We start from the raw sequence: 12619 nt of genomic DNA on the forward strand, positions 1-12619 counted from the left end.
GACCGGCTGCGGCTGGCCGACACCGACCTGATCCTCGAAGTCGAACAGGATCTGACCTTGCGCGCCGGCGGCTACGGCGAGGAAGTCAAGTTCGGCGGCGGCAAGACCATCCGCGACGGCATGGGCCAGAGCCAGCGCCCGAACGGCCCCGGCCCGGGTGATGCGGTCGATTGCGTCATCACGAACGCGGTGATCCTCGACCACTGGGGTATCGTGAAAGCCGACATCGGCCTGCGCGGCCACCGCATCTGCGCCATCGGCAAGGCCGGCAACCCGGACGTGCAGCCCGGCGTGGACATCGTGATCGGTCCCGGCACCGAGGTGATCGCCGCCGAAGGCATGATCGTCACGGCCGGCGCCATCGACAGCCACATCCACTTCATCTGTCCGCAGCAGATAGAGGAGGCGCTGACCTCGGGCGTGACCACCATGCTCGGCGGCGGCACGGGTCCGGCGACGGGCACGTTCGCAACGACCTGCACCCCTGGCCCCGAGAACATCGCCCGGATGCTGCAGGCGGCGGACGCTTTTGCCATGAACATCGGCTTCCTCGGCAAGGGCAACGCGAGCCGGCCGGAAGCCTTGCGCCAGCAGGTCGAGGCCGGCGCGATCGGCCTGAAGCTGCACGAGGACTGGGGCACGACACCGGCCGCGATCGACAACTGCCTGAGCGTGGCCGAGGAGACGGACGTGCAGGTGGCGATCCACACCGACACGCTCAACGAGTCCGGCTTCGTCGAGGACACGGTCGCCGCCTTCAAGGGCCGCACCATCCACAGCTTCCACACCGAAGGCGCGGGCGGTGGTCACGCACCCGACATCATGAAAGTGGTCGGCGAGCCGAACGTGCTGCCCTCGTCCACCAACCCGACGCGGCCGTACACGATCAACACGCTGGACGAGCACCTCGACATGCTCATGGTGTGTCACCACCTCGATGCGTCACTGGCCGAGGATCTGGCGTTTGCCGAATCGCGCATCCGCCGCGAGACGATCGCCGCCGAGGACATCCTGCACGACCTGGGCGCGATCAGCATGTTCTCGTCGGACTCGCAGGCGATGGGCCGCGTGGGCGAGGTGCTGATCCGCTGCTGGCAGACGGCGCACAAGATGAAGTCGCAGCGCGGCAAGCTGCCCGGCGACTCGGACCGCCACGACAACGCCCGCATCAAGCGTTACCTCGCCAAGCTCACCATCAACCCCGCGATCACGCACGGCATCAGCCACGAGGTCGGCTCGGTCGAGGTGGGCAAGTGGGCGGATCTGGTGTTCTGGCGGCCGGCGTTCTTCGGGGTGAAGCCGAGCCTCGTGCTCAAGGGCGGCTTCATCGCGATGGCCGCGATGGGCGACCCGAACGCCTCGATCCCGACGCCACAGCCGGTGCATTACCGGCCGATGTTCGGCTCGTATGGCGGCGCACTGACACGCACGTCACTGAGCTTCGTCAGCCAGTCGGCGCTCGCGGGCGGGGTGGGCGCGGCGTATGGGCTGCGCAAGACGCTGGCGGCGGTGAAGGGTTGCCGCGTGGCGAAGAAAGCCGACATGGTCCACAACAGCTACCTGCCGGTGATGGAGATCGACGCGCAGACCTACACGGTGCGGGCGGACGGGCAGTTGCTGACCTGCGAGCCGGCGACTTCATTGCCGATGGCGCAGCGGTATTTCTTGTTTTAGGCCGCCGCCAGCACCTTCAGCAGCCACGCATTCAGGTCTTCGATCTCCTCCTGGCACACCGAATGCGCCATGGGGTAGTCGTGCCACTCGACGCTGTGGCCCAGCGCCAGCAGCGCATCGCGTGACGCCGTGCCACGCGCCAGCACCACCACCGGATCGACGCGGCCGTGCGCCATGAACACCGGCACGCTCTGGCTGGCGGTGCTGCGCTCGCTGGCCGTGGTCGCCGCCAGCGGCAGGTAGCCCGACAGACACGCCAGCCCCGCCAGCCGCTGCGGCGCCCGCAGACCGGCCAGCAGCGTCATCGCGCAGCCCTGCGAGAAGCCCATCAGCACGGTGCGCTCGGGCGGGATGCCACGCTCGACCTCGCGGTCCAGCAGCGCCTGCACGTCGGTGACCGACGCCCGCAGGCCCGCTTCATCTTCGCGGCGCACGAGGTCGGGTCCGTAGATGTCGTACCACGCCCGCATCCGCATGCCGCCGTTGACCGTGACCGGCCGGATCGGCGCGTGCGGGAACACGAAGCGCACGGGGCCGATCGCCGACAGGTCGAGTTCCTGGGCGATCGGGACGAAGTCATTGCCGTCGGCACCGAGGCCGTGCAGGACGATGACGCTGGCGACGGGGTGGTCGCCGGACTGGAGTTCAAGGGTGTCGAGTGCCATGGGAATCCAGCATAGCGCGCCCCTGGCATTCCGGGTCACACTGCGCCGCCAGGAGACACCACCACATGCACACACCCACCCGATCCACTGCCCGCCTTGTCCTGCACACCGCGATGCCCCGCCGCCTGACACTCACCCTGCTGGGCAGTCTTGTCACGGTGCTGGGCCTGCCGGCGGCAGCCCAGACCGCCTGGCCATCCAGGCCGCTCACGCTGGTCGTGCCCTTCCCCGCGGGCGGCGGCACCGACGCCTTCGCCCGCCCGCTGTCGGCGCAGTTGACGAAGCAGCTCGGCCAGCAGGTCATCATCGACAACAAGGGCGGCGCGGGCGGCAACGTCGGTGCCGGGGTCGCGGCCAAGGCAGCACCCGACGGCTACACCTGGTTCATGGGCGCAGTGCACCACGCCATCGCACCGTCGATCTACCCGAAGCTCGATTACAGCCTGGCCAACGATTTCATCCCGGTGGCGCTGGTCTCCAGCGTCCCGCAGGTCATCGTCGTCAATCCGCAGAAGGTGCCCGCCAAGGACTTGAAGGAGCTGCTGGCCTTCATCCGCTCGAAGCCGGGCATGCTGACCTACGGCTCGGCGGGCAACGGCTCGTCGCACCACCTCGCGGGCGAGCTGTTCAAGATGCAGACCAAGACCTTCATCACCCACATCCCCTACCGTGGCGCCGGCCCGGCGCTGCAGGATCTGATGGGCGGGCAGGTGGACATGATGTTCGACGGCCTTGGCTCGTCGGCCGCGCACATCAAGGGCGGACGCCTGCGCGCCATCGCGGTGGCGGGCGACAAGCGGGCGCCCGGCTTCCCCGACATCCCGACGGCGGCCGAAGCGGGTGTGCCGACCTACAAGGTGGCGACGTGGTATGGCCTCTGGGCACCCAAGGGCACGCCAGCCGAGGTGGTCGAGAAGATGAGTGCCGAGCTGAAGACCGCCCTGAACAGCCCCGAGCTGAAGACCGCCTGGACCAACATCGGCTCCGAGACGCCGACGCTCGCCGGCAAAGCCTTTGGCGACTTCGTGTCCGCCGAGACGCAGCGGTGGGCCGAGGTGGTCAAGGCGGGCAACATCAAGATGGACTGAGCCGACCAGGCGAGAAAAAGCCCCGTAAATCAATGACTTACGGGGCTGGTTCTGGTGGGCGGTGCAGGGTTCGAACCTGCGACCCCTGCCGTGTGAAGGCAGTGCTCTACCGCTGAGCTAACCGCCCGAAACTGGGTTCGGGTTTGCTGCGTTGACTTGTTCAGTGCGCTGCAGCAAGAACGAAATTATGCCATGGACATTTTGAACCGCGCAAGGGTTTCAGGCAGAAATCGTTCGCCAGACCGTTTTCCCGCCGCTGGCCTTGTCCAGATCCGCCAGCACCGCTCCGTGCGCCACGACCTCCGCCTCGCTGGCCCGCAGCACGGGCAGCGTGAACGTGGACAGGTCGATGGCCAGATCCGCCGCCTCCACCGGGCCGCCCTCTTCCGCCTCTTCGTCGGCGTCGATGACCAGCGCGTTCTGGCCCCGCGTCATGCGGATGTAGACCTCCGCCAGCAGCCCCGCGTCCAGCAACGCGCCGTGGAAGGTCCGGTTGGTGTTGTCCACCTCCAGGCGGCGGCACAGCGCGTCCAGCGAGTTCGCCTTGCCGGGATACTGCTCGCGCGCCATCACCAGCGTGTCCAGGATGCCGCCGACCAGCTCGGCCACCTTGGGCTGCTTCACCCGGCGCAGCTCGGCGTTCAGGAAGCCCACGTCGAACGCCGCGTTGTGGATGATGACCTCGGCCCCGCGCACGAACTCGACGAACTCCGCCGCCACCTCGCGGAACTTCGGCTTGTCGGCCAGGAATTCGTCGGTCAGGCCGTGGATGCGGGTCGCCTCTGGGCTGCCGGGGCGCTCGGGGTTGAGGTAGAGGTGCAGATGGCGCCCGGTCAGGCGCCGACTCACCATCTCGATGCAGCCGATCTCGACGATGCGGTCGCCCGTCTCGGGGTTGAGTCCGGTGGTTTCGGTGTCGAGGAAGATCTGGCGCATGGCGAACTCGGCGGCTTCGGCGACTGATACGGACTCAGTGGTTCTCGCGGGCGTGGTTGATCGTGTACTTGGGGATCTCGATGACGAGATCCTTCTGCGCGACGATCGCCTGGCAGCTCAGGCGCGAGTCCGGCTCCAGCCCCCAGGCGCGGTCGAGCAGGTCTTCCTCGGTCTCGTCCATCTCGTTCAGCGACGCGAAGCCCTGGCGCACGATGACGTGGCAGGTCGTGCAGGCCGCGCTCATGTCGCAGGCGTGCTCGATGGCGACGCCGTTTTCCAGCAGCGCCTCGCAGACGGAGGTGCCCGGCGCGACGGTGAGCGAGGCGCCCTGCGGGCAGAGTTCTGGGTGGGGCAGGATCTTGATGATGGGCATGGTCGGGGACTGCAGGTTCTTCTTGTCGGACATCAAACGTCGTCGAGGCGGCGGCCGGTCAGGGCCTGCTGGATGCCGCGGTTCATGCGCAGGGCGGCGAAGTTTTCCGTGCCGTCGGCCAGCGCCTTGGTGGCGGCGTCGGTGGCGTCGGCGTCGTCGCCTCGGGCGGTATCGGCCAGCGCGAGCAGCAAGCGGTCGATGCGCGTGCGCTCGTCTTCGTCGAGTAGATCGCCATCGGCCAGCAGCGCCGCGTTCGTCGCCAGGGCCATGCGTTCCGCTTCGACACGGGCTTCGGTCAGCTTGCGGCGGTGCATGTCGCCCTCGGCTTCGGTGAAGCTTTCGCGCAGCATGTTGGCCACCTGGTCATCGCTCAGGCCGTAGCTCGGCTTGACGACGATGGAGGCTTCGACGCCGCAGCCCTGCTCGCGGGCGCTGACGGACAGCAGGCCGTCGGCATCGACCTGGAAGGTCACGCGGATGCGCGCCGCGCCGGCCACCATCGGCGGAATGCCGCGCAGCTCGAAGCGCGCCAGCGAGCGGCAATCGCTCACCAGCTCGCGCTCGCCCTGCACGACGTGGATGGCCATCGCGGTCTGGCCGTCCTTGAAGGTGGTGAATTCCTGGGCCTTCGCGGTGGGCAGGGTCGAGTTGCGCTCGATCACGCGCTCGACCAGCCCGCCCATCGTCTCCAGCCCGAGCGACAGCGGCGTCACGTCGAGCAGCAGCATCTCGCCATCGGCCGCGTTGCCCGCCAGCGCGTTGGCCTGCAGCGCCGCACCGAGCGCGACGACTTCATCCGGGTTCACGTTGACCAGCGGCTCGCGGCCACAGAAGGCGGCGACGGCGGCACGCACGACCGGCATCCGCGTCGAGCCGCCCACCATCACCGTGCCCTGCACTTCGTCCGGCGTCACCTTGGCGTCGCGCAACACGCGCTTCATCAGCGTGATGGTGCGGCGGGTCAGCTCGTCGGTGGCGGCCTCGAACTCGGCGCGGGTCACGGTCTGTGTCAGCGAGACAGCGTTGTTCAGCGTGGCCTGCACCGTCGTTTCATCGGCGCCGGACAACGCTTCCTTGGCGGCGCGGGCCGCTGTCAGCACGACGCGCTTGTCGTGGGCATCCAGCGTATCCAGCGTCGGCAGACCGGCGCGTTCCAGCAGCACTTGCGCCAGCCGCATGTCGTAGTCGTCGCCGCCCAGCGCGGAATCCCCACCGACCGCGACCACCTCGAACACGCCCCGCGACAGGCGCAGCAACGAGATGTCGAAGGTGCCGCCGCCCAGGTCGTAGACGGCGTAGAGGCCCTCGATCGCGTTGTCCAGCCCGTAGGCGATGGCGGCGGCGGTCGGTTCGTTGAGCAGGCGCAGCACGTTCAGGCCGGCAAGCTGCGCGGCGTCCTTCGTGGCTTGGCGCTGCGCATCGTCGAAATACGCCGGCACGGTGATCACGGCGCCGAACAAGTCTTCGTTGAACGTGTCCTCGGCCCGGTAGCGCAGCGTCGCCAGGATCTCGCCCGACACCTCGACCGGCGACTTCACGCCCTCGCGGGTCTCGATGGCGACCATGCCCGGCTGATCGACGAAGTGGTACGGCAGCCGCCCACGATCCGCGATGTCGGCCAGCGCCCGGCCCATGAAGCGTTTCACCGACACCAGCGTGTTGTGCGGATCGTCGGCCTGCGCGGCCAGCGCCTCGGCCCCGATCTGACGCCGACCTTCCCCCAGGTAGCGCACCGCCGACGGCAGGATCACCCGCCCCTGCGCATCCGGCAGGCATTCGGGCAACCCGTGGCGCACAGCGGCGATCAGCGAATGCGTCGTGCCCAGGTCGATGCCCACGGCGATGCGGCGCGTGTGCGGGTCGGGCGTCTGCCCCGGTTCGGAGATCTGGAGAAGGGCCATGGGGGCAGGCAGCGCAGCAACCGGCGCTCAGTCAGTGTCCGAGCGCGTCAAGGCGCCGGTCTACGTCGGCGGCAAAGCGCACGACAAACATGAGCGCCCGGACCTGCGCGGCAGCCGCCGGCCAGTCGTGGCGCTCGTCGATGAGGGTGGCGAGCTGTTGTTGCAGTCGGCGTTCGGCGGCTTGCACCTCCTCGGCCAGGGCTTCCACGGCGTCGAGCGTGCGGGCGTCGTCCAGGGCTTCGCGCCATTCCATCTGCTGCATCAGGAAGGCGCCGGGCATGGCGGTGTTGTTCTCCGCCTCGATCGGCGCGCCGTGCAGCTCGCAGAGGTAGGCGGCGCGCTTGAGCGGGTCTTTCAGGCGCTGGTACGCCTCGTTGACCCGGATCGCCCACTGCATCGCCACCCGCTGCGCCGCCCCGCCTTCGCTGGCGAAGCGGTCAGGGTGGACCTCGGACTGCAGCGCCTTCCAGCGGGCGTCCAGCATCGGGCGGTCCTGCGCGAACCGCAGCGGCACGCCGAACAGCGCGAAATCAGAATCCGTGAGCTTCACGCGTCACACCGCGCAGTCACACGCGGAACGACTCGCCGCAGCCGCAGCGGTCTTTCTCGCGCGGGTTGTGGAACTTGAAGCCCTCGTTCAGCCCCTCGCGCACGAAGTCGAGTTCGGTGCCTTCGAGGTAGGGCAGGCTCTTCGGGTCGATCAGCACCTTGACGCCACGGTCCTCGAACACGACATCCTCGGGCGCGATCTCGTCGGCGTATTCCAGCTTGTAGGCCAGCCCCGAACAGCCCGTCGTCTTCACGCCCAGGCGCACGCCGACGCCCTTGCCCCGGCGGGCGATGTAGCGCGACACATGGCGTGCCGCCGATTCGGAAAGCGTGACGGCCATGGCGGAACTCATTGCGCGGTGGCGGCGGTGGCGTGCCGGGCCTTGTAGTCGTCCACGGCGGCCTTGATCGCGTCTTCGGCCAGGATCGAGCAGTGGATCTTGACGGGGGGCAGCGCGAGTTCGTGGGCGATCTGGGTGTTCTTGATCGTCAGCGCCTCGTCGAGCGTGCGGCCCTTGACCCACTCCGTGACCAGTGACGACGACGCGATGGCCGAGCCGCAGCCGTAGGTCTTGAACTTGGCGTCCTCGATCAGCCCGGTGACCGGGTTGACCTTGATCTGCAGCTTCATCACGTCGCCGCAGGCCGGTGCGCCGACCATGCCGGTGCCCACGTCCTCGTCGCCCTTGTCGAAGCCACCGACGTTGCGGGGGTTTTCGTAGTGGTCAATGACCTTGTCGCTGTATGCCATGGTGTTACTCCTGGGAACCCGTGTCGTGTCCGTTCAGTGGGCGCTCAATGCGCCGCCCACTGGATGGCGCTGATGTCGATGCCGTCCTTGTACATGTCCCACAGCGGCGACAACTCGCGCAGCCGGGCCACACGGTCACGCAGCGTGGCGACGGCGTAATCGATCTCCTCCACCGTGGTGAAGCGGCCAATCGTCATGCGCAAGGACGAATGCGCCAGTTCATCGCTGCGGCCGAGCGCACGCAACACATAGCTCGGCTCCAGGCTCGCCGACGTGCAGGCCGAGCCGGACGACACCGCCAGCCCCTTGACGCCCATGATCAGCGACTCGCCCTCGACATAGTTGAACGAGATGTTGAGGTTGTGCGGCACGCGGCGCGTCAGGTCGCCGTTGACGAACACCTGCTCGATGTCGGACAGGCCGTCCAGCAGGCGCTTGTGCAGCAGGGTGATGCGGGCGTTTTCCTCCGCCATTTCCTGCCCGGCGATCTCGAACGCCAGCCCCATGCCGACGATCTGATGCACCGGCAACGAGCCTGAACGCATGCCGCGCTCGTGACCCCCGCCGTGCATCTGCGCCTCGATGCGGATGCGCGGCTTGCGGCGCACGTACAGCGCGCCCATGCCCTTCGGCCCGTAGCTCTTGTGCGAGGCCAGGCTCATCAGATCGACCGGCAGCTTCGCCATGTCGATCTCGACCTTGCCCGTCGCCTGCGCGGCATCGACGTGGAAGATCACGCCGTGTTCGCGGCAGATCGCGCCGATGGCCGGGATGTCCTGGATCACGCCGATCTCGTTGTTCACGAACATCACCGACGCGAGGATGGTGTCCGGGCGAATCGCGGCCTTGAACTTGTCGAGGTCGAGCAGACCATCCGCTTCGACATCGAGGTAGGTCGCCTCGAAGCCCTGGCGCTCCAGTTCGCGCACGGTGTCAAGCACGGCCTTGTGCTCGGTCTTCACCGTGATGATGTGCTTGCCGCGGGTCTTGTAGAACTGCGCCGCGCCCTTCAAGGCGAGGTTGTTCGACTCGGTGGCACCCGAGGTCCAGACGATCTCGCGCGGGTCGGCCTTGATCAGCCCGGCGACCTGCGCCCGCGCCTTCTCGACGGCCTCTTCCGCTTCCCAGCCCCAGGCGTGCGAACGCGAGGCCGGGTTGCCGAAGTGCTCGCGCAGCCAGGGAATCATCGCATCCACCACGCGCGGATCGACCGGGGTCGTAGCGCCGTAGTCCATGTAGATCGGGAAGTGCGGGGTCATGTCCATGTTGAAACCTGGTCGTTCCGCAGCGCCGCCCACCTGAGCGGCGCACCCGCGGAACCTGTGTGATTACTTGGCGAGCGCCGATCCCAGCGCAAACACCGAATTGGGGGCCGTGATCTTGATCGGCTTGACCACGGGCTGGCTGGAGATGGCACGCTTGATGGGCGCTTCCTCCACCGACACGCCGCGGTTGAGCTGGTCGTCCACCAGGCTCTTCAGAGAGATCGAGTGCAGGTGTTCCAGCATCTTGGCGTTCAGGCTCGCCCACAGGTCGTGCGTCATGCAGCGCCCCGTGTCCTCGCCCATGCAGTTCTCGCCGCCGCCGCAGCCGGTGGCGTCGATGGCCTCGTCCACCGCGACGATGATGTCCGCCACGGTGATGTCCTCGGCCTTGCGGCCCAGCGAATAGCCGCCACCGGGGCCGCGGGTGCTCTCGACCAGCTCGTGCCGGCGCAGCTTGCCGAAGAGCTGCTCCAGGTAGGACAGGGAAATCTGCTGACGCGCGCTGATGGCAGCCAAGGCCACGGGACCGCTGTGCTCCCGCAGGGCCAAGTCAATCATCGCGGTGACGGCGAACCGTCCTTTGGTAGTCAATCGCATGGCTTTAAGCTCCTAGAACTGGCGTTCGGACCCTCGCCCTCTTTCCCGAGTGTTTTACTCGATTATAGCGAAGTGCGCCGCTTGTCACGACTGTGGCACTAGCGGGAACCCTGAGGCGAGTACAGGTATTCGAGCAGACCATCGCACGCAAGTTCCACCAGATCGAGAACATGTTCGAAGCCTGGCCCGCTGCCATAGTACGGATCGGGCACCACCAGCCCGGAACCCGCCGGCGCGAACGACATCAGCAGCCGCACGCGGGCCGATGCGTCTGGCGGGGCCGTGACGCCAAGCGGGCCGAGGTGGGTGTCATCCATCGGCAGGATCAGGTCAAAGCGCAGAAAGTCCGCTGGCACCACGGGCCGCGAGCGCAGCCCTGTCAGGTCGTAGCCGCGGCGGGCGGCGTGGGCGATGCTGCGGGGATCAGGTGGGTACGACTGTTCGTGCGATGCCCGTGTCCCCGCCGAATCAACCACGATGCGCCCATGCAAGCCCGCCCGCTGCACCCGGTGTCGCAGCACGGCTTCCGCCGTCGGCGAGCGGCAGATGTTGGCCGTGCAGACCATCAGCACCCGCTGCACCGCACTCATCGCGCTGCCTTCGGCATCAGCACCGCGATCTGGTCGCCACCCGAGGCCCCGAACGCCTGCTCGCGCAGCAGCGCCAACTGGTCGCGCAGGCGGGCCGCCTTCTCGAATTCGAGATTCTTCGCGTGGTCGAGCATCTGTTTTTCGAGCAGCTTGATGCGCCGCCCGAGGTCTTTCTCGGACAGCACCTCCACCTCCGCGGCGGCGTGCAACTGCGCCAGCTCCTGCAGATTGTCCTTGCCGGACTTCTCGCCATACACGCCGTCGATCAGCTCCTTGACGTGCTTGCGGATGCTCTGCGGCACGATGCCATGCGCCTCGTTGTGGGCGATCTGCTTGGCACGGCGGCGCTCGGTCTCGCCCATCGCCTTGCGCATCGACTCGGTGATGCGGTCGGCGTAGAGGATGGCGTGGCCATTGAGGTTGCGCGCTGCTCGGCCGATGGTCTGGATCAGGCTGCGCTCGGACCTCAGGAAACCTTCCTTGTCCGCGTCCAGGATCGCCACCAGCGACACCTCGGGAATGTCCAGCCCTTCGCGCAGCAGGTTGATGCCCACCAGCACGTCGAACGTCCCCAGCCGCAGGTCGCGCAGGATCTCCACCCGCTCCACCGTGTCGATGTCCGAGTGCAGGTAGCGCACCTTCACGCCGTTCTCGCCCAGGTAGTCGGTGAGCTGCTCGGCCATGCGCTTGGTCAGCGTCGTGATCAGCACACGCTCGCCCACCTCGACGCGCAGCCGGATTTCCTGCAGCACGTCATCGACCTGCGTGGTGGCCGGGCGCACCTCGACGAGCGGATCGACCAGCCCGGTCGGCCGCACCAGTTGCTCGACCACCTGGCCGGCGTGGGTGTTCTCGTAGACGGCAGGCGTGGCCGAGACGAACACCGCCTGGCGCATCTTGGTCTCGAACTCCTCGAACTTCAGCGGCCGGTTGTCCAGCGCGCTCGGCAGCCGGAAACCGTACTCGACCAGCGTGGACTTGCGCGACCGATCGCCGTTGTACATGCCGCCGAACTGGCCGATCAGGACGTGGCTCTCGTCCAGGAACATCACCGCGTCCGGCGGCATGTAGTCCACCATCGTCGGCGGCGGATCGCCCGGCTTCGCGCCCGACAGGTGGCGCGTGTAGTTCTCGATGCCCTTGCAGTGGCCGACTTCCTGCAGCATCTCCAGATCGAACCGCGTGCGCTGCTCCAGCCGCTGCGCCTCGACCAGCTTGCCTTGCGAGACATATTCGGCCAGCCGCTCGCGCAGCTCGGTCTTGATGCCTTCCATCGCCTCCAGCACGCGCTCGCGCGGCGTGACGTAGTGGCTCGCCGGGTAGATGGTGAAGCGCGGCACCTTCTGGCGAATCCGGCCGGTGAGCGGATCGAAGAGCTGCAGCGTCTCCACCTCGTCGTCGAACAGCTCCAGCCGCACCGCCAGTTCCGAATGCTCGGCCGGGAACACGTCGATCGTGTCGCCGCGCACGCGGAAAGTGCCACGGGTGAAATCGGTCTCGTTGCGGGTGTACTGCATGCGGATCAGTTGCGCGATCACGTCGCGCTGGCCGATCTTGTCGCCGACACGCACCATGAAGCGCATCTGCGTGTAGTCCTCGGGCTTGCCGATGCCGTAGATGGCGCTGACCGAGGCGACGATGATCGTGTCGCGCCGCTCCAGCACGCTCTTGGTCGCGGACAGGCGCATCTGCTCGATGTGCTCGTTGATCGCGCTGTCCTTCTCGATGAACAGGTCGCGCTGCGGGACGTAGGCTTCGGGCTGGTAGTAGTCGTAGTAGCTGACGAAGTACTCGACCGCGTTCTTCGGAAAGAACTCGCGGAACTCGGCGTAGAGCTGCGCGGCGAGCGTCTTGTTCGGCGCGAAGACGATGGCCGGGCGGCCGAGGCGGGCGATGACATTGGCCATCGTGAAGGTCTTGCCCGAGCCGGTCACGCCGAGCAGGGTCTGGAAGGTCAGGCCGTCCTGGATGCCTTCCACAAGCTGGTCGATCGCGGCGGGTTGGTCGCCGGCAGGCAGATACGGCTGAAAAAGCTGGAAAGGCGAGTCCGGAAACGACACGAACTGCCCTTCAGGCGCCGGCTGTTTACTCTCGATGGAGTCGATGTGGCTCATGGATTTCCCGACCCGCCGTAAAATCGGCGCAACCGCCCAGCCTACCTGAAGGCGGCTGTTCTTTCCACAACACGTCACAACACGTCTGCCGGACGCCCGAACATGTCCCTCTTCTC

General features: G+C 67.3%; 13 protein-coding genes and 1 tRNA gene. 2 read left to right on the forward strand and 12 right to left on the reverse strand.

Going from position 1 to position 12619, the window contains the following annotated elements; translation table 11 throughout:
• Window positions 1-1674, forward strand: a 1674-nt coding sequence (gene ureC, locus QZW52_RS15855; protein WP_294000558.1) for an urease subunit alpha, incomplete at its 5' end; no start/stop codon positions are given.
• On the opposite strand, the gene QZW52_RS15860 is transcribed toward ureC, so the two are convergent.
• Entirely contained in the window at window positions 1671-2339 is a 669-nt protein-coding gene (locus QZW52_RS15860) for an alpha/beta hydrolase (protein WP_294000560.1), read from the reverse strand. The two genes, ureC and QZW52_RS15860, sit on opposite strands and share 4 nt — an antisense overlap.
• 113 nt (window positions 2340-2452) lie before the next feature.
• Here QZW52_RS15860 and QZW52_RS15865 point away from each other — a divergent pair, with 113 nt between their 5' ends.
• Window positions 2453-3427, forward strand: a complete 975-nt coding sequence (locus tag QZW52_RS15865) for a Bug family tripartite tricarboxylate transporter substrate binding protein (protein ID WP_294000577.1) — start codon at window positions 2453-2455, stop codon at window positions 3425-3427.
• A 52-nt stretch (window positions 3428-3479) separates the two neighbouring features.
• On the opposite strand, the gene QZW52_RS15870 is transcribed toward QZW52_RS15865, so the two are convergent.
• From QZW52_RS15870 to uvrB, 11 genes are all read right to left on the reverse strand, one after another.
• Window positions 3480-3554: transfer RNA gene (locus QZW52_RS15870), tRNA-Val, on the reverse strand.
• 92 nt (window positions 3555-3646) lie between these two features.
• A complete protein-coding gene (gene dnaQ, locus QZW52_RS15875) occupies window positions 3647-4363 on the reverse strand; it encodes a DNA polymerase III subunit epsilon (RefSeq protein ID WP_294000562.1) in 717 nt (238 codons plus the stop codon).
• 34 nt (window positions 4364-4397) lie between these two features.
• On the reverse strand, window positions 4398-4736 hold the full coding sequence (gene fdx, locus QZW52_RS15880) for an ISC system 2Fe-2S type ferredoxin (protein WP_294000579.1): 339 nt from the start codon (window positions 4734-4736) through the stop codon (window positions 4398-4400).
• Window positions 4737-4768: 32 nt separating this feature from the next.
• Window positions 4769-6637, reverse strand: coding sequence for a Fe-S protein assembly chaperone HscA (gene hscA / locus QZW52_RS15885; protein ID WP_294000564.1), 1869 nt, complete (start codon window positions 6635-6637; stop codon window positions 4769-4771).
• A gap of 31 nt (window positions 6638-6668) precedes the next feature.
• Window positions 6669-7187: a Fe-S protein assembly co-chaperone HscB gene (hscB, locus tag QZW52_RS15890; RefSeq protein ID WP_294000566.1), complete on the reverse strand. Its 519-nt coding sequence runs from the start codon at window positions 7185-7187 to the stop codon at window positions 6669-6671.
• 16 nt (window positions 7188-7203) lie between these two features.
• Entirely contained in the window at window positions 7204-7527 is a 324-nt protein-coding gene (gene iscA / locus QZW52_RS15895; RefSeq protein ID WP_179634185.1) for an iron-sulfur cluster assembly protein IscA, read from the reverse strand.
• Between the two features lie 8 nt (window positions 7528-7535).
• A complete protein-coding gene (gene iscU / locus QZW52_RS15900; RefSeq protein WP_294000569.1) occupies window positions 7536-7937 on the reverse strand; it encodes a Fe-S cluster assembly scaffold IscU in 402 nt (133 codons plus the stop codon).
• Window positions 7938-7981: 44 nt separating this feature from the next.
• A complete protein-coding gene (locus QZW52_RS15905) occupies window positions 7982-9202 on the reverse strand; it encodes an IscS subfamily cysteine desulfurase (RefSeq protein WP_294000570.1) in 1221 nt (406 codons plus the stop codon).
• 63 nt (window positions 9203-9265) lie between these two features.
• The gene (locus tag QZW52_RS15910; RefSeq protein ID WP_294000572.1) at window positions 9266-9799 is read right to left on the reverse strand and encodes a Fe-S cluster assembly transcription factor; all 534 of its coding nucleotides are present in this window, start codon (window positions 9797-9799) and stop codon (window positions 9266-9268) included.
• Between the two features lie 98 nt (window positions 9800-9897).
• Window positions 9898-10389 carry a low molecular weight protein-tyrosine-phosphatase gene (locus QZW52_RS15915; protein WP_294000574.1) on the reverse strand — a complete coding sequence of 164 codons (492 nt, stop codon included), beginning with the start codon at window positions 10387-10389 and terminating at the stop codon, window positions 9898-9900.
• A complete protein-coding gene (gene uvrB / locus QZW52_RS15920) occupies window positions 10386-12503 on the reverse strand; it encodes an excinuclease ABC subunit UvrB (protein ID WP_294000576.1) in 2118 nt (705 codons plus the stop codon). The genes QZW52_RS15915 and uvrB overlap by 4 nt, the downstream gene beginning before the upstream one ends.
• Window positions 12504-12619 lie beyond the last annotated feature (116 nt).

The sequence above is a fragment of the Sphaerotilus sp. genome (genome assembly GCF_013299175.1).
In the GTDB taxonomy this organism is placed as follows: Bacteria; Pseudomonadota; Gammaproteobacteria; order Burkholderiales; family Burkholderiaceae_C; genus Sphaerotilus.